General features: G+C 61.8%; 16 protein-coding genes and 1 tRNA gene. 16 read left to right on the forward strand and 1 reads right to left on the reverse strand.

The genetic code is table 11. The features are described 5' to 3' along the window. The first annotated feature begins 72 nt into the window (after positions 1 to 72). From NZ746_09125 to mutL, 4 genes are all read left to right on the forward strand, one after another. Positions 73 to 600, forward strand: a complete 528-nt coding sequence (locus NZ746_09125) for a gamma carbonic anhydrase family protein (GenBank protein MCS6817530.1) — start codon at positions 73 to 75, stop codon at positions 598 to 600. Beyond that, positions 597 to 1,874 carry a histidine--tRNA ligase gene (gene hisS / locus NZ746_09130; protein ID MCS6817531.1) on the forward strand — a complete coding sequence of 426 codons (1,278 nt, stop codon included), beginning with the start codon at positions 597 to 599 and terminating at the stop codon, positions 1,872 to 1,874. Before NZ746_09125 ends, hisS begins: the two co-directional genes overlap by 4 nt. Positions 1,875 to 1,976: 102 nt before the next feature. Next, positions 1,977 to 3,797 carry an aspartate--tRNA ligase gene (gene aspS, locus NZ746_09135; GenBank protein MCS6817532.1) on the forward strand — a complete coding sequence of 607 codons (1,821 nt, stop codon included), beginning with the start codon at positions 1,977 to 1,979 and terminating at the stop codon, positions 3,795 to 3,797. Continuing rightward, complete coding sequence (gene mutL, locus NZ746_09140; protein MCS6817533.1) at positions 3,757 to 5,604, forward strand: DNA mismatch repair endonuclease MutL; 1,848 nt, start codon at positions 3,757 to 3,759, stop codon at positions 5,602 to 5,604. Before aspS ends, mutL begins: the two co-directional genes overlap by 41 nt. Before the next feature lie 40 nt (positions 5,605 to 5,644). Here the strand turns inward: mutL and groL are convergent, their stop codons facing one another. Continuing rightward, complete coding sequence (groL, locus tag NZ746_09145; protein MCS6817534.1) at positions 5,645 to 7,258, reverse strand: chaperonin GroEL; 1,614 nt, start codon at positions 7,256 to 7,258, stop codon at positions 5,645 to 5,647. Positions 7,259 to 7,498: 240 nt separating this feature from the next. Between groL and NZ746_09150 the strand changes: the two genes are divergently transcribed. From NZ746_09150 to NZ746_09205, 12 genes are all read left to right on the forward strand, one after another. Continuing rightward, positions 7,499 to 7,574, forward strand: a tRNA-Lys gene (locus NZ746_09150). Between the two features lie 10 nt (positions 7,575 to 7,584). Further along, entirely contained in the window at positions 7,585 to 9,225 is a 1,641-nt protein-coding gene (locus tag NZ746_09155) for a tetratricopeptide repeat protein (GenBank protein MCS6817535.1), read from the forward strand. Between the two features lie 73 nt (positions 9,226 to 9,298). Next, positions 9,299 to 10,882 carry an APC family permease gene (locus NZ746_09160; protein ID MCS6817536.1) on the forward strand — a complete coding sequence of 528 codons (1,584 nt, stop codon included), beginning with the start codon at positions 9,299 to 9,301 and terminating at the stop codon, positions 10,880 to 10,882. After that, positions 10,857 to 11,114: a hypothetical protein gene (locus NZ746_09165; protein MCS6817537.1), complete on the forward strand. Its 258-nt coding sequence runs from the start codon at positions 10,857 to 10,859 to the stop codon at positions 11,112 to 11,114. Before NZ746_09160 ends, NZ746_09165 begins: the two co-directional genes overlap by 26 nt. Further along, a complete protein-coding gene (locus NZ746_09170) occupies positions 11,101 to 11,670 on the forward strand; it encodes a universal stress protein (GenBank protein ID MCS6817538.1) in 570 nt (189 codons plus the stop codon). The genes NZ746_09165 and NZ746_09170 overlap by 14 nt, the downstream gene beginning before the upstream one ends. Positions 11,671 to 11,723: 53 nt before the next feature. Beyond that, positions 11,724 to 12,857, forward strand: coding sequence for an NAD-binding protein (locus NZ746_09175; protein ID MCS6817539.1), 1,134 nt, complete (start codon positions 11,724 to 11,726; stop codon positions 12,855 to 12,857). After that, entirely contained in the window at positions 12,854 to 13,768 is a 915-nt protein-coding gene (gene prmA, locus NZ746_09180) for a 50S ribosomal protein L11 methyltransferase (protein MCS6817540.1), read from the forward strand. Before NZ746_09175 ends, prmA begins: the two co-directional genes overlap by 4 nt. Beyond that, positions 13,728 to 14,459: a 16S rRNA (uracil(1498)-N(3))-methyltransferase gene (locus tag NZ746_09185; GenBank protein MCS6817541.1), complete on the forward strand. Its 732-nt coding sequence runs from the start codon at positions 13,728 to 13,730 to the stop codon at positions 14,457 to 14,459. Before prmA ends, NZ746_09185 begins: the two co-directional genes overlap by 41 nt. Positions 14,460 to 14,586: 127 nt before the next feature. Next, on the forward strand, positions 14,587 to 15,702 hold the full coding sequence (gene mtnA / locus NZ746_09190; protein MCS6817542.1) for an S-methyl-5-thioribose-1-phosphate isomerase: 1,116 nt from the start codon (positions 14,587 to 14,589) through the stop codon (positions 15,700 to 15,702). A 13-nt stretch (positions 15,703 to 15,715) separates the two neighbouring features. Continuing rightward, positions 15,716 to 16,792, forward strand: coding sequence for a tRNA (adenosine(37)-N6)-threonylcarbamoyltransferase complex transferase subunit TsaD (gene tsaD / locus NZ746_09195; GenBank protein ID MCS6817543.1), 1,077 nt, complete (start codon positions 15,716 to 15,718; stop codon positions 16,790 to 16,792). After that, entirely contained in the window at positions 16,785 to 18,077 is a 1,293-nt protein-coding gene (locus tag NZ746_09200; protein ID MCS6817544.1) for an HD domain-containing protein, read from the forward strand. The genes tsaD and NZ746_09200 overlap by 8 nt, the downstream gene beginning before the upstream one ends. Further along, positions 18,074 to 18,693: metallophosphoesterase (locus tag NZ746_09205; GenBank protein ID MCS6817545.1), on the forward strand; the 620-nt coding region annotated here is incomplete at its 3' end. The genes NZ746_09200 and NZ746_09205, both read left to right, overlap by 4 nt.

Consider the following 18,693-nt stretch of genomic DNA (forward strand, 5'->3'; position numbering starts at 1 on the left):
TCTTGCGAGGGAGAGAGATCGTGTGGTAGCTTTACAAGTTCCGAGTAACTCGTACGGCATGAAGGGCGAACGATGATCCTGCCATTTCGTGGCGTTTGGCCTCAGATCGCCGAGACAGCTTTTGTGGAAGAGACGGCGATCGTCGTCGGGGACGTGGAGATCGGAGAACACTCTTCGATTTGGTTCCATGCGGTGGTGCGCGGCGATGTCCATCGCATCCGCATTGGGCGGGACACGAACATTCAAGACGGGGTGGTGGTGCATGTGACGGGTGGACGGTTCCCGGTACTCATCGGCGATCGCGTCACGATTGGGCATCGGGCGATCGTTCATGGGTGCACGATCGGCGATGAGTGCTTAATCGGGATGGGAGCGATCCTCTTAGACGGCGTTGTCGTCGGAGAGCGATCGCTCATCGCGGCCGGATCGGTCGTTCGCGAGGGGACGCAAGTGCCGCCGGGATCTCTCGTGGCGGGAGTTCCGGCGCGAATTGTGCGCGAGCTGACCGAAGAGGAATTGCGTCGGATCGAGGGAGGATGGCGGAGCTATCGGGAGTTGAAGGAACAATATCTCGCCGGACGGGTGAGAGGCACGGGGTGATTCAAACGGTTCGCGGAACCTTCGACGTCCTTCCGAGCGAGATCCCCCGCTGGCGCCTTCTGGAGGAGACGGCGCGCGCCGTCTTCCGCTGCTACGGATATCGCGAGATTCGCACGCCGATCTTCGAGCGGACGGAGCTCTTCGCCCGTAGCGTTGGCGAGGAGACGGACATCGTCGCCAAGGAGATGTACACCTTCACGGATCGGAGTGGAGAGAGTTTGAGCTTGCGGCCGGAGAGTACGGCCTCGGTCGTCCGTGCCTACATCCAGCATAAGATGTGGACGTGGGGGAGCTTGGTGAAGCTCTTTTATCTCGGGCCGCACTTTCGCTATGAGCGACCGCAAAAAGGGCGCTTTCGACAATTCCATCAAATCGGAGCGGAGGCGATTGGGCAAACCGATGATCCGGCTATTGATGCCGAGTTGATCGAGATGGTGGAAGAATATCTGGATCGCCTTGGCATCGTCGAACGCGCGCTCTTCATCAATTCGGTCGGGTGTTCACGATGTCGTCCGGCGTATGTGCGGCACTTGAAGGAGGCGCTCGCGGGAGCGATCGCTCGCATGTGCGAGAATTGTCAACGGCGGTATGAGACGAATCCTCTGCGCATCCTCGATTGCAAGGTGGAGGAGGATCAGTCGTTCATCGAGCGAGCGCCGGCGTTGCTCGATCATCTTTGCGCTGAGTGTGCGGCGCATTTTGAAGCTCTACGTCGGCATCTGGAGGCGCGGGGGATTGCGTATCAGATCGCGTCGCGGCTTGTGCGCGGGCTCGACTATTACACCCGCACGGCCTTTGAGATCACCAGTGCGCGGTTAGGCGCGCAGAATGCCGTCGCGGGCGGCGGACGATATGATGGACTCTCAGAGCTGCTTGGTGGGCCGCCAGCCAAAGGGATCGGGTTCGCTTTAGGGGTAGAGCGATTGCTCTTGGCCCTGCCCGAGAAGGCGGCGGTCGCCGACGACGCGCCGGATCTGTATATCGCCTATCTCGGGGAGGCGGCGCGTCAAGAAGCGTTCCGCGTGGCTCGACGGCTGCGGCGCGCTGGCTTAGTCGTGATCTACGATTTCGAGGAGCGGAAGCTCCGACGACTGATGGCGCAGGCCGATCGAGTGAAAGCGCGCTATGCGCTCTTGATCGGCGAGGATGAATTGGCGGCCGGACGTTATACGCTTCGCGATCTGCAGACGGGCGAACAAGAGGCGCTTTCGGAAGAAGCCCTTGTGCAGAAGCTCTCGACCTCGCGGAAGTCCTCCGCGAGCGCATGCCGCTGAAACCGGATCGGGGAGTGTTCCTCCTGTTGGGAGAACAGTATGGATGCGGCGCAATCGGAAGGATTGAGGGAGACAACCAGTGGGGAAGAGCATTGGGAGACGTTGGTTCGGACGCATACTTGTGGAGAACTGCGTCCGGAGCAAGCTGGGCAACGCGTCCTTCTCATGGGATGGGTGCATCGGCGGCGCGATCTTGGTCCACTGACGTTTCTTGATCTTCGCGACCGATACGGAATCACGCAGATCGTGTGCGACGAACAACGGGCTCCTGACGCGCATGCCGTGGCCAAACTCGTTCGCAACGAGTACGTCATCGCCGTCAGTGGGATCGTCGTGCGCCGAGCCCCGGAGACGGTCAATCCGAAGATCGCGACTGGGGAGATCGAGGTCGTGGCCGAGCGCGTGATCATCCTCAATCCCTCGAAAACGCCACCGTTCCCCATTGAGGACGAGCGCGGAAGTCCGCCTTCGGAAGATGTGCGCTTGCGCTATCGCTATCTCGATCTGCGCCGATCTCGCATGCAGCGCAACCTCATCCTTCGGCATCGCGCGGCCTTGATCGCGCGCCAGTATTTCGATCGGCAGGGCTTCTTGGAGATCGAGACGCCGATGCTCATCAAGTCCACCCCGGAAGGAGCGCGCGACTTCATTGTCCCGAGCCGATTGCATCCTGGGAAATTCTACGCCTTGCCCCAATCCCCTCAGCTCTTCAAGCAACTCCTCATGGTGGCGGGCTTCGATCGGTACTTTCAGATCGTGCGTTGCTTTCGCGATGAGGATCTGCGTGCGGATCGGCAGCCGGAGTTCACGCAGATTGACGTGGAGATGTCCTTCGCCACGCCCGAGGCGATTTTCGCCTTGATCGAGCCGCTCATGGAGGAATTGTGCCGGCTCGTGGGGCGAGAGATTGTCCGACCATTTCCACGCCTCTCCTTTGCGGAAGCGATCGAACGCTATGGGACGGAGAAGCCGGACCTGCGCTTCGGCATGGAGCTTGTGGACCTCACGCCGTGGCTGCATGACGTTGAATTCGCCCCCTATCGGCGAACGCTCGATGATGGCGGGGTCATCAAGGGAATCGCCGTGGCAGGGGGAGTTAAATATTCGCGGAAGCAGTTGGACGAGTTGGCTGAGATCGCTCGGCGCGCAGGGCTCCCGGGACTGACGTGGATTAAGCTGGGAGACGGCGAGGCGACATCGGCGCTTGTGAAAGCCCTCGGATCGGCGAAAGTGGAAGCGCTCGTGCGCGCGACGGGAGCCGATCGAGGAGATCTCGTGCTCATCGCTGCCGGACCGCGCGCTGTGGTGAACGAAGCGTTAGGGCTTCTGCGCCTGGAGATCGCGCGGCGCGAAGGTTGGGCCGACGAGACGGAATTTCGATTCGTGTGGATCACCGATTTCCCCATGTTCGAGTGGGATCCGAACGAGCATCGGTGGAGCGCCGTACATCATCCCTTCACGTCTCCCCGTGACGAGGACATAGATCGGTTGGAGACGGATCCCGCCTCCGTGCGCGCCAAAGCGTACGACCTCGTCCTAAATGGTGTGGAGATCGGAGGGGGATCTATTCGTATTCATCGGCGAGACATCCAGCAGCGCGTCTTTCGCGTGATCGGGCTCGATGAGGAAGAAGCGCGGCGCAAATTCGGCTTTTTGCTCGACGCGTTCGAATACGGCGCGCCGCCGCATGGCGGCATCGCGCTGGGCTTCGACCGATTGGTCATGTTGCTTGCGGGGGAGACGTCCATTCGAGAGGTGATCGCGTTCCCGAAGACGGCGAGCGCGACGGATCTCATGCTCGAATGTCCGAGCGAAGTCTCTCCGGAGCAACTGGACGAATTGGGCCTCGTCCTCAAACCGAAGCGAATGAGCGAGGCACCCCATGGGGAAGATCCGGATTCTCCCAGACCTTCTGGCGAGTAAGATCGCGGCGGGCGAAGTCGTCGAGCGTCCGGCGTCGGTCGCGAAGGAGCTGGTCGAGAACGCGCTCGATGCCGGGAGTCGGCGGATTTGTATCGAGGTGGAGCTCGGGGGAAAGAAGCTCGTGCGCGTCACCGATGATGGCGAAGGGATGACGCGCGATGATGCGCTGCTGGCCTTCGAGCGACATGCCACGAGCAAGATCGCATCGGTCGAGGATCTGGAGCGCATCGCGACCCTTGGATTTCGAGGCGAAGCCTTGCCTGCGATTGCCGCTGTCTCGCGCGTCCTTTTGCGGACGAAGACGGCGACGGATCTGGTGGGGACGGAGATCGAGATCGAAGGAGGGAAGATCAAGGATGTGCGCGAGTGCGCGTGGGCCGGAGGAACCGATGTGCACGTCCGCGATCTCTTCTACAATGTCCCAGCGCGCCGCAAGTTCCTCAAAAGCGACGCGACCGAGTTGTTCCACGTCACGAATCTGGTGACGCATTATGCCCTCTGCTACCCGCACGTAGCCTTTCGCGTGCAACACGGGGGACGGACGCTGCTTGACGTCGCGGCCGTGGAGACGCTGCGGGAGCGCGCCTATCAGGTCTTCGGCGCCGAGTTCCTCGCGAGCGTGGTTGAGCTGGAACATGCGAGTGAGGGAGTGCGGGTCTATGGATTCGCTTCCAAGCCGAATTGGGGGCGGACGACCCGCGAGGCGCAATATTTTTTCGTCAATGGCCGCTATGTGCGGGATCGCCTGTTGACGCAAGCGCTCGGCGAGAGCTATCGAACGCTCCTTCCCACAGGGACGCATCCGGCGGCGATTCTATTCATTGAGCTACCGCCGTCGGAGGTGGACGTGAACGTGCATCCGGCGAAGATCGAGGTGCGCTTCCGACGCCCAGCTCACGTGCAAGCGACGGTCATCGAAGCCGTACGTCGAGCCCTGCAGCAGGCGCGGCCAATCGTGGAAGTGAGACGAACGGCGACAGAGCCTGTCGCTCGGACCGGTACCGAGCGCGCGCTCTCGCGGGAGGCGTTTCGTCTTCAAGCGCCGCTCGTCCCTCCGGCGCCACGTCAATCTTCGCTCGGCCTGACCTTCTCACCGACGGGGGCATCCGAAGCGCGGCCGACGACCGTTTCCTCCGAAGACGCTCTGCGATCGAGCGCAGCGAGGGAACGCCCGTCGATCAGTCCGCAGTGCCTGGCGCGTCCATCGCTGGAGACGATCGAGGAGGAGACGGCAGTTGGGCACGTCCACCTTATTGGCCAATTCCGTCAGAGCTTCATCATCGCGGCGACGGATCGGGAGTTGCTGCTCATTGATCAGCATGCCGCGCACGAGCGCATTCTCTTCGAGCGCTTTCGAGAACGCCTCGCTCGCGAGGCATTGCCCGCGCAGCCCCTGCTTGTGCCGGAAATCATCGAGCTGACGCCCGCACAGCAAGCCGTCTTCGAGAGCGCGCGCGAGGAGCTGATGCGGCTGGGAATTGAAGTTGAGGAATTCTCGGGTCGCGCCCTCGCGCTCACGGCGCTTCCGGCAGATGTTCCCGTCTCGGAAGCCCGCTCTCTCGTCCTGGAACTTCTGGAGATCGCCGATCAAGAACGGCGCTCCCCGCCCGAGCGTTTGCGCGACCGTCTGGCGGCGAGCCTCGCCTGTCGCGCGGCCGTGAAAATCCATACTCCCCTGACTGAGACGATGATGCGCTGGCTCGTAGATGAACTGTTTCGTGCGTCCTTCCCCACGAGCTGTCCCCACGGGCGACCGGTCGTGGTGAGGTTCACGCTTCGAGAGATCGAGCGGCTCTTTCACCGATAAGCCCCGACATCCGTCAGATCCCTGCTCCGCGCACAGCGGCTCAGAATTCCATCGAGGGCGCGGGCGATTCTTCCGCCTCCTCCTTGATCTCCGTCACGAGCGTCTCCGTCGTGATGAGCAGCGACGCGATGGACGAAGCATTTTGGAGGGCGACGCGGCTGACTTTGGCCGGATCGATGATGCCGGCTTTGACGAGGTCCTCGAATTGCTCTGTCTCCGCGTTGAAGCCGAAGTGCTCATTGCGTTCGGCCTTCACTCGCTCGACGACGACGGCCCCCTCTAGGCCGGCGTTAGCGGCGATTTGGCGCAGCGGCTCTTCGAGCGCACGCTTGACGATGGTGACCCCCGTCTGTTCATCCGGATCTTCGAGGCGAAGCGTCTCCAGGGCCTTAAGGGCGCGGATGAAGGCGACGCCTCCGCCGGGCACGATCCCCTCTTCGAGAGCGGCGCGCGTCGCGTGCAAGGCATCTTCGACGCGCGCCTTCTTCTCCTTCAACTCGGTCTCGGTCGCTGCCCCCACTTTGATGATGGCCACGCCACCCGCGAGCTTGGCCAAGCGCTCCTGTAACTTCTCGCGATCGTAGTCGGACGTCGTCTCCTCGATCTGCGCGCGCAGTTGTCGGATGCGCGCCTCGAGATCGCTCTTCTTCCCAAGCCCCTCGACGATCGTCGTCGTGTCTTTGTCCACGATCACGCGCTTGGCGCGGCCAAGCTCTTTGAGCGTCACGTTCTCCAAGCGAATCCCCAACTCCTCCGCGATGAGGCGTCCCCCGGTCAGGATGGCGATGTCTTCGAGCATCGCTCGACGTCGCTCGCCAAATCCCGGAGCCCGCACGGCGCAGACCTGCAGCGTACCTCGCAAGCGGTTGACGACCAGCGTCGCTAGCGCCTCCGCTTCCACGTCCTCGGCGATGATGAGCAGCGGCCGTCCCGCCCGTGCGATCTGTTCCAGTAGCGGGAGCAAATCCTTCACCGAGCTGATGCGCTTCTCGTGAATGAGAATGGCGGCGTCCGTGAGGACGCATTCCATGCGCTCGGGATCCGTGATGAAATAAGGGGAGAGGAACCCGCGATCGAATTGTAAGCCTTCGACAACCTCGAGCGTCGTCTCAATCGTGCGGGATTCTTCGACAGTGATGACGCCGTCTTTGCCCACGCGTTCCATGGCTTCAGCGATGAGGTGGCCGATGGTCGCATCCCCGTTGGCCGAGATCGTTCCGACAGCCGCGATGGCGTCGCCTTTGACGGGACGAGCTAAACGGCGAATCTCCTCGACCGCGCGCGCGACGGCTTGTTCAATCCCGCGCTTCAAGGCCATCGGATTGGCGCCCGCGGCGACGTTCTTCACGCCTTCGCGAAAGATCGCTTGCGCCAGGATCGTCGCCGTCGTCGTCCCATCGCCAGCGACCTCCGACGTCTTCGCTGCGACCTCTCGGACCATCTGCGCGCCCACGTTCTCCAAAGCATCGCTCAGCTCAATCTCCTTGGCGACGGTCACGCCGTCTTTGGTGATCGTCGGCGAGCCATATCGCTTCTCCAAGATGACGTTCCGACCTCGTGGCCCGAGGGTGATCCTCACGGCATCGGCCAATTTGTTGATCCCCCGCAGGAGAGCTTGACGGGAATGCTCCCCATGAACGATACGCTTGGCCATAATCCCCCCTTTCCTCGGCTTGAATTAGCTCGGCGGTGACCTTCTGCTTGCCGGACAACGCGCCGAAAAACACTCAATGCTAAAGCCCCGCCATTTATCTGTCAACGATGCACCCGCGACGGCTTCCAGACTACGCGCGGCGATGCCGCGATGAGCACCTATTTCGAACCGATGGACGTTCTTCGCTTCTGGACGGAGGGGAATGAAACGTGCTATCCTTACACACCTCGATCGTGAAGTGGGCCGTTAGCTCAGTCGGTAGAGCATCGGGCTTTTAACCCGAGGGTCGCAGGTTCGATTCCTGCACGGCTCACCATTTATCATCTATGGCCGAAAGAGCGAGAGCGAAGAGCACAGCGCGGGGCGTTGCCATAGCTGCCGCGCTCTTCGTATTCGGGGCCATCATTCGGGCGCAGGAGAGAGCGCCGATTCTCGTCTTACCCTTCGAGAACAAGACCCGCGAGGCCGATTATCACTGGGTGGGAGAAGCCTGTTCGCTTTTTCTCTCCGATCTGCTGGCGCAGGTGGGAGAGTCGGTCGTCTCACCCGATGATCGGCGAGCCGCGTATGAGCAGCTTCGCTTGCCCGAGGGCTTAGTCCTGACGCGCGCCTCGGCGCTCCTCGTCGCTGAGCAGCTCGGCGCTGAGCGACTCGTGATGGGGACATATCAGGTGAGCGGGGCCAAGGGACAAGAACGCCTCACCCTCACGGCGCGCGTGATCCGGGTGTCAGAAGCTCGAATGCTGACGAATGAATTGACGTTGGGCGCTCCGCTTCAAGACTTGCCTTCGCTTTTGGGAGCGCTCGTGGGCGAAGTGCTCGGCGATCGCCTCTCGGCGGCTGCGCGTCAAGACATGAAGCAGCGCGCCGCAACGCTGCCGGTGAGCGTGTTGGAGCTTTTTGCGAAAGCGCGAATGGCGGCGGATCCTCAAATCGCGCTTCAATTTCTTCGGCGTGCGGAGCAAGCGGCCAAGGGGAAGGTCTATGCCCCATTGCTTCTGGAGCTTGGGCGAACGTATGCCCAGCAGAAGCAGTGTGCTGAGGCAGTGTCTTATCTTCGTCGCCTGAGCCATGAATCTCCGGCGCATCGAGAAGCGCAGTTTTACCTGGGCGTTTGCGCCATCCAGCAGCAAGAGTGGGATCGCGCGCTGGAGATCTATCGAGCGCTGGCTCGCGCGTGGCCGCTTGCGGAGGTCTACAATAACCTCGCGCTCGTCGAGCTGCGATTGGGGCAGGTGGAGGCGGCCGTGAGCAACTTCTCGCGAGCGGTCGAACGCGCCGAGACGGATCCCGACATCCGCTTCAACTACGGCTACGCGCTGTGGAAGCATGGGGATTTCGAGAACGCTCTCGTGCAATTGCGGCATGTCGTGCGACGCCGTCCGGCGGATGGAGAAGCGCATTATCTCTTGGGAAAGAGCTGGCACCGTTTGGGTCGTGAGGAAGAGGCTCAAGGAGCGCTCGCGTTAGCCCGCCGGTACCTCCCGCAATTCGCCGAGTGGGAGAAGGTCGCCGATCCCCCGATCGTGCCTCGACTCAAGATGCGCCTCTCGCGGCGAGGCGAAGGGGGGAGTCGTGGGCTCTTGTCGCGCGCTCCGATGGGGCGTCCGTCCGAAGCCGTGCGCGAGGCGGAAGCACTGCTGGAGAGCGGTCGGGATGAAGAAGCGTTGGCCATCCTGGAGGGGGTATTGAGAACGAGGCCGGATTGGGCCGAGGCGCATCTGCTGAAGGCGCGTCTCTATCTCCGGCGAGGGAATTGGCGTGAAGCTGCCGACGCCGCGCACGCAGCGGCGTTTTGGAATCCGCAATCGGCGTCAGCTCATCTGCTGCTGGCGCGTATCTATCTGGCCGTGGGCGAACGTGAGCGCGCGCGTCTGAGCGTGGAGCGAGCACTAGCCCTCGATCCGAACAACGTGGAAGCGCGCGAGCTGGGGCAATCCCTGGGCGCGAGTCCGCGCAAACCGTGATCGGTCTCACGAGGAGTCGATTCCTCGTGTTCTTCCTCTCGTCAAAGACGGCGTTCGCGCGGAGGGAAGGGTAATGGCCGAGGAACGGACGGCAGTGGTAGAATTGCGACGGGATGTCACGGTCTGGGGCTCCTACATGTGGGGCTTCGCCGATGTCGGTGCCGATACATTCGTCGCGCTCGGTTTGGTCTTCGCCTTCTCGGAGGGTGCGGCTCCACTGGCCTTCTTGCTCGCGGGGACGGTCTACATCCTAGTGGGCCTGGCTTACACGGAATTGGCTTCGGCCTATCCGGTGGCCGGCGGCGGACAATATTTCGCCCTGCGCGGCCTGGGCGATTTTTGGAGCTTGGTGGCCGGCAGCGCGCTCGTGCTCGATTACACCCTCTGCACAGCGCTCTTCGCTTACTTCGCCGTGACCTATTTCTCGCACTTCGTGCCGGCGTTGGCTGAGGCGACGCTGGCGATCGGACCGTTTGAGCATGTGCGCGTCGGGCTGGCGCTCGCGACGCTCCTGCTCATTGCGTTCCTCACGTGGTTGAACGTGCGGGGGATGCGGCAGGCCAGCCTGCTGAATGAGCTGATCGGGGTGCTGATCATCCTCATGGAATCGCTCATCATCTCGATGGGGCTCATCTTCGCATGGAAGCCGGAGCTGTTGATGGCGCAGTGGACGGAGACGTTCGCAAATTTCCATCCGCGCCAATTCCTCTATGGTGCATCGCTGGCGATCATCTCCTTCGTGGGCTTGGAATCCATCTCGCAAGCGGCGCAGGAGACACGGCGGCCGGCCACAATCGTCCCTCGGACTTCGATCGTGTTGGTCTTCACAGTCTTCCTCTTCGCTGTCTCGCTCTCGGTGCTCACCCTCGGCACGGTGCGGTGGGAGGTCTTCCTGGATGAGCGCAACATCGGGCGCTCGGTAGCGATCGTGGCGGGGCATCTGCCGTGGATCGGGCGCGTCGCCGAAGACGTGACGGCCGCGCTGGCTGTGCTCGTCCTCATGCTCTCCTCCAACTCTGGTGTGATGAGCGTCTCCCGCGTGGCGTTCTCCATGAGTCGGTACGATTCCATCTCTTCGTGGTTCGAACACGTTCATCCGCGATATCGCACCCCAGCGCGCACGATCGTCATCTTCTCGGCGATCGCGGCGCTCCAGGTGGTGTTGGCTTCCTTGACCGAGAGTGCCATTGACACGCTGGCCAATATGTACGCCTTCGGCGCGACGCTCGGCTATACGCTCGTCATGGTCTCGCTCATCCGGCTGCGCTTCACCGATCCCTATACGCCTCGCCCCTATCGCGTGCCGTTCAACATCCCGATTCGGCGAGAGGGCACGATCATTCACGTCCCCATTTTGGGGATCATCGGGCTTGCTGGAATCACCGCCGTTCTCGTGATTGTGCTCTTCACGCATGAGATTGCGGCTGTAGCAGGGCCGGCGTGGGTCCTTCTCAGTTCCCTGTACTATGCGTGGTATCGCTGGCGGAGAGGATTGCCGATCTTCCGGAGCGTGCCGCGCCATTGGGAGAAGGAGCAGATGGAAGTTCTCGAAGCCGCCGAGGAGTACGATCTCTTGGAACAATACCGCATCGCCCTCGCGGAACGGGATCGGTGGAGGAGGCGACTCAATCATGAAGCTGGAACCATCGTGGAATGAATCGCACACTCCAGCGGCGTCTTCGCTCTCGATTCGGGACGTCGTACAGATCGTGTACACGTTCCTCTTGCTGATGCTCGGGGTGATCATCCTCTATCGCGTGTTTCGCCTCGGGGGAAGTCTCTTGGGCTTCGGGGTGGGCGGAGGGTTCGTAGCCCTAGGGCTCTACCGATTGCGCTTCATCATCGCGTATTATCTCCGTCGGAGAAGGGAGGAGAATGTCCGGAGGTGAGGTTCACATCTCGGTCGTCGGGGTGGTCCTGGCCGCGATTTTCCTCGCCTCCTTGGGAGGGATGTTGTGGTGGATGCTTCATCCGCCGGCGCCGATCGGACCAGCAGTGGCGCGCGCATATCGAGGGGTTAGTGCCCTTAAGCGCATCCTTGTCCCTGTGAAGGGGACCGGATATAGCGATCGTGCGGTTGAGTTGGCGTGCCGCCTTGGTCAGGAGCAGCAAGCCGAGTTGATTCTGACCTATGTGATCGAGGTGCCGTTGTCGCTGCCCCTTAACACGCCCCTCGATCAAGAGGAGCGACGCGCGCGCGAAGCCTTGGAACGCGCCGTCGAATTGGTGAAGCTTCACAATCTGAAGCCAATTCCCGTCGTGCGGCGCGATCGCGACGTCGGTCGAGGGATCGTGAGCGTCGTCGCCGATTACGACGTGGACTTGGTCGTGATCGGATTGAACCCGCGCCGCATCGCCGCGGGAGACTCCATCGGACGGGGAATCGAGACGATCTTGCGTCGCGCGGGCGTCGAGGTGATCATTGACATGGTCCCAGAGGAGTAATTGGGCCGTTCTGAGATGAGCGCGCCGATGGATCGAACGTCGGAGGAAAAGCTATGCGAGTCGTCGTCGTCGGATACGGACGCGTAGGACGTCGCGCGGTCGCGGAGCTGGTGGAGCGCGGCCATGAAGTGACGCTGATTGACAAGGAGGCCATCCGGCTACGGGGCGCCGTTGATCTTCCCCGCGTGAGGCTCATCCAAGGGGATGGCACGGACGTGGACGTGCAACGCCAAGCGGGCGTGGATCGCGCTGATCTCTTCCTCGCGCTCACTCGCGAGGACAACGTGAACCTGATGGCTGCGCAAGTCGCCCGCTTGGTCTTTCAAGTGCCTCGTGCCATCGCTCGCGTCTATGAGCCGAGCCATCGGGACGTCACCGATGATGGACAGCTCATCACCGTTTGTCCCACGCTCTACACGGTCGAAGCCATCATGCAACGCGTGGATGAATTGGCCGCGCATCCGATTCCACGACCGGAGATCTCGCCCGCCCGCGAACCGCGTGTCGCGCGACCGCGAGCCGACGAGTCGAGGTTCATCCTCGTGGTCGGCGCGGGGAAGGTGGGCATCAATCTCGTTCGCTCGTTGCTCGGAAGCGGGCATGAAGTGGCACTCATCGAACGCGATGTGGTGTATGCGGCGCAATTGCGGACGGAATTGGAATGCGCCGTCATCAGCGGCGATGGGACCTTGGGGCCTGTCCTCGAAGAAGCCGGCGCTGGTCGTGCCCGCGTCTTCGTCGCCGTCACCGGCAATGATGAGAACAACCTGATCGCGTGTCAGCTCGCCAAGCGGATGTTTCGCGTCCCTAAGACGATCGCGCGCGTGAGCAACCCGAAGAACGAACCGGTGATGCGACAGCTCGGCGTGGATGCGACCGTCAGCTCGACGGCCATCATCGAGCAGGTCATCGAGCGCGAGTTGCCGACGATCCCCATCCGCACGCTCCTCAATCTGCATGGCGGGCGCGCGCAAATCATCGAATATGTGTTGGGCGAGACCTGTCCAGTCGCTGGGAAGGCGCTACGCGACATCGCCTTCCCTCCTGATTGTAATATCGTCGCCATCGAGCGTGCGGGCACGACGCTCATCCCCCGAGGAGAAACGCGGCTGGAAATCGGGGACATGGTCGTCGCCTTGGTCACCCAAGAGCGGGAGCCCGAATTGCGCCGCCTCTTGATGGGATGAAGCGTTCGGGAATGATGGGCGAATTCTGGGCCGTGCGCGTTCGCTTGAGAGAGGATTTGAGCGAACTCCTCTTCCCCCTCTTCTCCAGCGCAGGGACGCGCGGGCTCGCATTCTCGGGAAGCGAAGACGCTCTTGAGCTGCTCGCCTATTTCGATGCTCCGCAAGATGCCGCGTGGTGGGCGAGCCAGATGAACGCGGCCATGCAACGCGCCGGGTTCTCGGCAGATCGAATAGCCGAAATCTGCGTCGAGCCTGTCCCGATCGAAGATTGGGCGAGCCGGTGGAAGGAGGGATATAAACCTTTCCCCGTCGGACGCCGATTTCTGATCGCGCCATCATGGGACCAGCCGCGGGAGACGGGAGATCGCTGTCTGATCGTGATTGATCCGGGGATGGCCTTCGGGACGGGCACGCATGAGACGACGCAGCACTGCCTGTTGGCGCTCGAGGAATATTGGACGGGGCGTTCCCTCCTCGACGTAGGGACTGGGACCGGTATCCTCGCCATCGCAGCCGCTCGCCTCCATCCTCAGGCGCGTATCGTCGCGCTGGATATTGATCCGGAGGCGTGTGCGGTCGCTCGCGAGAATTTGGAGCGCAATGGGGTCCGGGAGCGCGTCGTCCTGCATTGTGGGACGCTCGAAGAGCTGCCGCAAGAGCGCTTCGAGATGGTGCTCGCCAATCTCACGGCTGATGTGCTCGTGAGCCTTCTGCCCTTATTCTCGCATCGGCTCGAACCCGGGGGAATCCTCGTCCTCTCCGGTCTCCTCGAAGGCGATGAAGAGCCCTTTCGGGAAGCTCTCCTGGTGAGGGCCTTTCGCTCTCTCGATGTCAAACGGGGAGGGGAATGGCGAACGATTGTGGCGCGTTATGAGCCTCCATCGGTTTTATGCACCTCCGGAAGCGATTAGCCAGGGCGTGATCCGACTCGATGAGCGAGAGTCGCATCACTTGCGCCATGTCCTGCGATTGAAGCCGGGAGCTCGCGTCATCGTCTTCGATGGAACGGGCATCGAATACGAAGGCGTTGTGCTGGAGACGCGAGAACGCTGCGCCTCGGTGAGCGTCCGCGCGCAGGCAACGCCGGCTGTCGAATCCCCCCTCGAGTTGACGCTCGCGCAAGCTCTCACGAAGGGCGAGAAGTTCGATCTCGTCGTGCAGAAGGCGACGGAGCTGGGCGTGCATCGCATCATTCCTCTGTTGACGCGCTACGTGGTCATGGGGACGTACGCGCCTGGGCGTTTAGAACGATGGCGACGCATCGCGTTGGAAGCCGCGAAGCAATCGCGACGGACGCGCCTCGTTCACATCGAGGAACCGCAGCCGGTGCGCGATCTGCTCAGTCGGATTCACGCCCCAGCGCTCTTTTGCGCGGAACGGGAAGGCGTGTCGCTTCGCGAGATCGCGAAGCGATGGGCTGAGGCCCCCCCACAACGTCTCATCGTCTTCATCGGCCCGGAGGGGGGATGGGCCGATGAGGAGATTGAAGCGGCTCGGAAGGCCGGGGCCATCCCCCTCTCGCTCGGCCCGCGCATCCTCCGCACAGAGACAGCCGGACTCGTCGTGCTCAGCGTGGCCCAATTCTTGTGGGGAGACTTGTGATCGAACGACCCTTCATCTCGAAGTCCGGCGTCGAGCGGACTTTTCGCGAGACGGAAGGCCGTGGAGAGCACGCGGTTGCGGAGGCTGTCGGCTTTCGGATAAGATTTCTCGCTGTGAGGTCGGGCCGATGATCAAAACAGTCGAATGGACGGACGAAGGCATCCGCGTGATTGATCAGCGGAAGTTGCCGCATGAAGAAGTTTATCCGCTCTTGCGCACGCCGGAAGAAGTGGCCGAAGCCATTCGCGCGATGGTCGTGCGTGGAGCGCCGGCCATTGGGGTGACCGCGGCATTCGGCTTGGCGCTCGGCGTGAAGCGCTCGAGCGCGCACACGGTCGAGGAATTGGAAGCCGAGTTCGAGGCGCTTTGCCAGCTCATGGCGCGCGCGCGGCCGACGGCCGTGAATCTCTTCTGGGCGATCGAACGCATGCGACGCGCGCTGGCTGAAGCGCGACGACATCATCTGTCGCTTCCCGCGCTCAAAGAATGGATGGTTCGAGAAGCGCAGAACATTTATCGCGAGGACATCGAGACGAATTGGCGGATGGCTCGCCACGGCGCGGCGCTCATCCCCGATCCCGCGCGCATCCTCACCCATTGCAATACGGGAGCGTTGGCGACGGCTGGGGGAATGGGGACGGCGCTCGGCGTCGTGCGCGCGGCCGTGCTCATGGGCAAGCGCGTCCATGTCTATGTGGACGAGACGCGCCCATTCCTTCAAGGCGCGCGCCTGACCGCCTGGGAATTGCTCAAAGAGCAAATCCCCGCCACGCTCATCACGGACAATATGGCCGGGTACATGATGTATCGAGGACTCGTGGATTGCGTGCTCGTAGGCGCGGATCGCATCGCTGCCAATGGCGACGTCGCCAACAAGATCGGGACGTACACGCTTGCTGTCCTCGCGAAGGAGCACAACATTCCTTTCTACGTCGTCGCCCCCATCTCGACGCTGGATCTCTCGATCGCATCCGGTGATCAGATCCCGATCGAGGAACGACCGGCCAGTGAAGTGACGCACATTAATGGACATCCGATCGCCCCTGAAGGCATCGCCGTTGCCAATCCGGCCTTCGACATCACTCCCCATCGCTACGTGACGGCGATCGTGACCGAACGTGGGATCGCGCGCCCGCCGTATCCGGAGAGCTTGAGCGTCCTGGCCGCGCAGCCGGATGTCACACAGACTCCGGCCGAGGAACGAGCGTTCTCGAGCCCCGCTCCATCCTCGGGGCTTTCGTGAAGGGAATGGCACGATGTTGATCCTCGGGATCGAGACATCTTGCGATGAGACCGCCGCCGCCGTCGTGGAAGATGGGCGGATCTTGCGCTCGAACATCGTGGCCACGCAATATGCCGTCCATCGACCCTACGGGGGCATCGTGCCTGAACTGGCCTCGCGCGAACATTTGCGGAATATCGTCCCCATCGTTCGAGCCGCGTTGGAGGAAGCGGGCGTGACCTTTCGCGAGATCGACGCCATCGCGGTGACGCGAGGGCCCGGGCTGATCGGCTCGCTTCTTGTGGGCATTTGCTACGCGAAATCGGTCGCATACGCGCTCTCGCGACCGCTCATCGGTGTGAATCATCATGAGGGGCATATCTTCTCGGTCGTCTTCGAGAACCCGCCTGTTCAATATCCGGCGCTCGCGCTCGTCGTCTCCGGAGGAGATACGAGCCTCTTTTGGATGCCAGAGCCCGAGCAGTACCATTTGCTCGGACATACGCGCGATGATGCGGCCGGCGAAGCTTTCGATAAGGTGGCGAAGCTCTTGGGACTCGGGTATCCCGGTGGTCCCGTGATTGATCGTCTGGCGAGACGCGGGAATCCGCGCGCGGTTCGGTTCACGATCCCGCGGATGAGCGGGAACGATTTCGATTTCAGCTTCAGCGGACTCAAAACGGCCGTCGTGCGCTATGTGCGCGAGCAGGGGATTCGCCCCGTGCGAGAGGGAGAGGAAGTGCCGGAAGTGATCCTCGATCTGCTGGCGAGCTTTCAGGAAACGGTCGTGCGCACGCTCGTGCAGCGTCTGTCGCGAGCGCTGGAACAGTACGAAGCGCGCACGCTCATTCTGACGGGCGGCGTCGCATGCAATAGCCGACTGCGCGAGGAGGTGTTTCTCCTGGGGCGAACGATGGGAATTTCCGTCTACGTCCCCAGCCCACCGCTCACCACGGATAATGCCGCGATGATCGCTGCCGCCGCCTATCCGAAGTTGCTACGCGGCGAGCGTTCCGGATGGGACTTGACGGCGGAGCCCGGGCTGCGCTTGCATCACGTGGACGCGCGACGGGACCAGCGCGCGCTTCGCCTGAAAGAGGGACATGGCTGAGCGCATCTATCGCGATCCGGTGCACAACATCATCTCGCTGGAGGAGACGGATCCCGACGACCGATTGCTCGTTCGGTTGATTGATACCCCGGAGTTTCAACGCCTGCGCCGGATCAGACAATTGGGGTTGGCGCTCTTCACCTATCAAGGAGCCGAGCACAGCCGCTTCTCCCATTCGCTCGGCGTGATGCATCTGATGCGGCGCGTCCTCGCTCTCCTCGGACAGCGGTATTCCATTGATCGCGAGGTGCGGCTGACGGCCATGTGCGCGGCGCTGCTCCATGATGTCGGACATGGGCCGTTCTCGCATGTCATGGAGACCGTGCTCGGTTATCGGCATGAGGAATGGGGAGTGCGGATCATCCTCGATGAAGGGACGCTGATCCATCGCTTGCTCAGTGAGCGCGATCGGGAATTGCCCGCGCGCGTTGTCGCCGTCTTGCAGCATACCTATCGGCCGCGATTCATCTCTCAATTGATCTCCAGTCAGATGGACGTGGATCGCTTCGACTATCTCCTGCGCGATAGCTTGATGACGGGGGCCAAATACGGTTTCTACGATTTGGAGTGGATCCTCCACACGTTGGAGATCGCCCCTGAGCAAGAATGTCTCTACGTCGCGGCCAAAGGGCTCTACGCCGTCGAGGAATATCTGCAGGCGCGCTATTACATGTTCCGTCAGGTCTACTTCCATCGGAATCTGCGAGCGGCCGAGGCGATGCTTCGCTCCATCTTCCGACGCGCCATTGATCTCATGGCGAGCGATCGCTTACAGCACATCGTTCCTGATTCTGTGATGGCGAAGGTCCTTCGGCGCGAGTCGCTCTCGACCGAAGAATATCTCGCCCTCGATGATCATGACATCATGTTCCACATCAAGTGGTGGACGAAGGAGCCCGATCCCATCCTGAGCGATCTGGCGAGCAGGTTCCTTCATCGCCGTCTCTTCAAGTCCGTGGATGTGCAGGTCAACGCCGAGCGCCGACGACGATTCCTCGAACAAGCGCGCCGGATCGTCGAGGCCGCGGGATTCGATCCTCGTTACTATCTGGTCGAGGATCGGGCGAGCGACATTCCGTACCTTGGTCCGTATTCTCCGGAGACGTCGGGGCCGGAGAACCGTATCTACGTCGAGGCAAACGGAGGAAGCCGCACCTTGCGCGAGATCACCGAAGTCTCTCCTGCGATCCGCCGATTGCGGCGATTTCATATTGATCGGCTCTGCTTCCCCGAAGCCGTGAGCGAGACCATTCGCAACTTGGTGGAACAGGAGGAGAAGGGATGAAGGTCTCCCGTCGAACGTTTCTCGCAGGTAGTCTTCGGACCGGCGCCGCAATGCTCTTTACGAGTTGGCCGGTCGCGTCAGCCCTGCCTCCGGATGAAATCGAGACGAAGATCACGCTCCTGCACACGAACGATGTGCATTCGCGATTGGAGCCGTTCCCCGACGATGATCCGCAATATGCCGGATTGGGCGGGGCTGCTCGACGGGCAGCGCTCGTCAAACGCATCCGCCGGGAGAATCCGAACACGCTGCTTCTGGATGCCGGCGATGCGTTCCAAGGAACGCCCTACTACAACGTTTATCGCGGCGAGGCCGATTATCAGGTCATGTCGGCCATCGGCTATGACGTCGTCACATTGGGGAATCATGAGTTCGATAGCGGATTGGAAGCGCTCGCTCGCGCGCTCAATTTCGCGAAATTCGAAGTCGTCAGCGCGAATTACGATTTCCGCGACACATTGCTCCGAGATCGCATCAAGCCTTATGTCGTGAGAGAACTCGCGGGCGTGCGCATCGGCATCTTCGGGCTCGGGATCGCTCTGGATGGATTAGTGCCGGAACGACTTCGCATGGGCGTGCGCTATTACGATCCCATCGCGACGGCGCGCGCCATGGT

The organism is Blastocatellia bacterium, from assembly GCA_025055075.1.
GTDB lineage: Bacteria > Acidobacteriota > Blastocatellia > HR10 > HR10 > HR10.

Excerpts from the sequence above, each read along its gene's own strand:
- NZ746_09200 (MCS6817544.1), top strand. The coding sequence starts at position 16,785 with ATGGCTGAGCGCATCTATCGCGATCCGGTGCACAACATCATCTCGCTG.
- prmA (MCS6817540.1), top strand. The coding sequence starts at position 12,854 with ATGAAGCGTTCGGGAATGATGGGCGAATTCTGGGCCGTGCGCGTTCGC.
- NZ746_09175 (MCS6817539.1), top strand. The coding sequence starts at position 11,724 with ATGCGAGTCGTCGTCGTCGGATACGGACGCGTAGGACGTCGCGCGGTC.
- tsaD (MCS6817543.1), top strand. The coding sequence starts at position 15,716 with ATGTTGATCCTCGGGATCGAGACATCTTGCGATGAGACCGCCGCCGCC.
- NZ746_09170 (MCS6817538.1), top strand. The coding sequence starts at position 11,101 with ATGTCCGGAGGTGAGGTTCACATCTCGGTCGTCGGGGTGGTCCTGGCC.
- NZ746_09185 (MCS6817541.1), top strand. The coding sequence starts at position 13,728 with ATGAGCCTCCATCGGTTTTATGCACCTCCGGAAGCGATTAGCCAGGGC.
- NZ746_09165 (MCS6817537.1), top strand. The coding sequence starts at position 10,857 with ATGAAGCTGGAACCATCGTGGAATGAATCGCACACTCCAGCGGCGTCT.
- NZ746_09125 (MCS6817530.1), top strand. The coding sequence starts at position 73 with ATGATCCTGCCATTTCGTGGCGTTTGGCCTCAGATCGCCGAGACAGCT.
- NZ746_09155 (MCS6817535.1), top strand. The coding sequence starts at position 7,585 with ATGGCCGAAAGAGCGAGAGCGAAGAGCACAGCGCGGGGCGTTGCCATA.
- mtnA (MCS6817542.1), top strand. The coding sequence starts at position 14,587 with ATGATCAAAACAGTCGAATGGACGGACGAAGGCATCCGCGTGATTGAT.
- mutL (MCS6817533.1), top strand. The coding sequence starts at position 3,757 with ATGGGGAAGATCCGGATTCTCCCAGACCTTCTGGCGAGTAAGATCGCG.
- groL (MCS6817534.1), bottom strand. The coding sequence starts at position 7,258 with ATGGCCAAGCGTATCGTTCATGGGGAGCATTCCCGTCAAGCTCTCCTG.
- NZ746_09160 (MCS6817536.1), top strand. The coding sequence starts at position 9,299 with ATGGCCGAGGAACGGACGGCAGTGGTAGAATTGCGACGGGATGTCACG.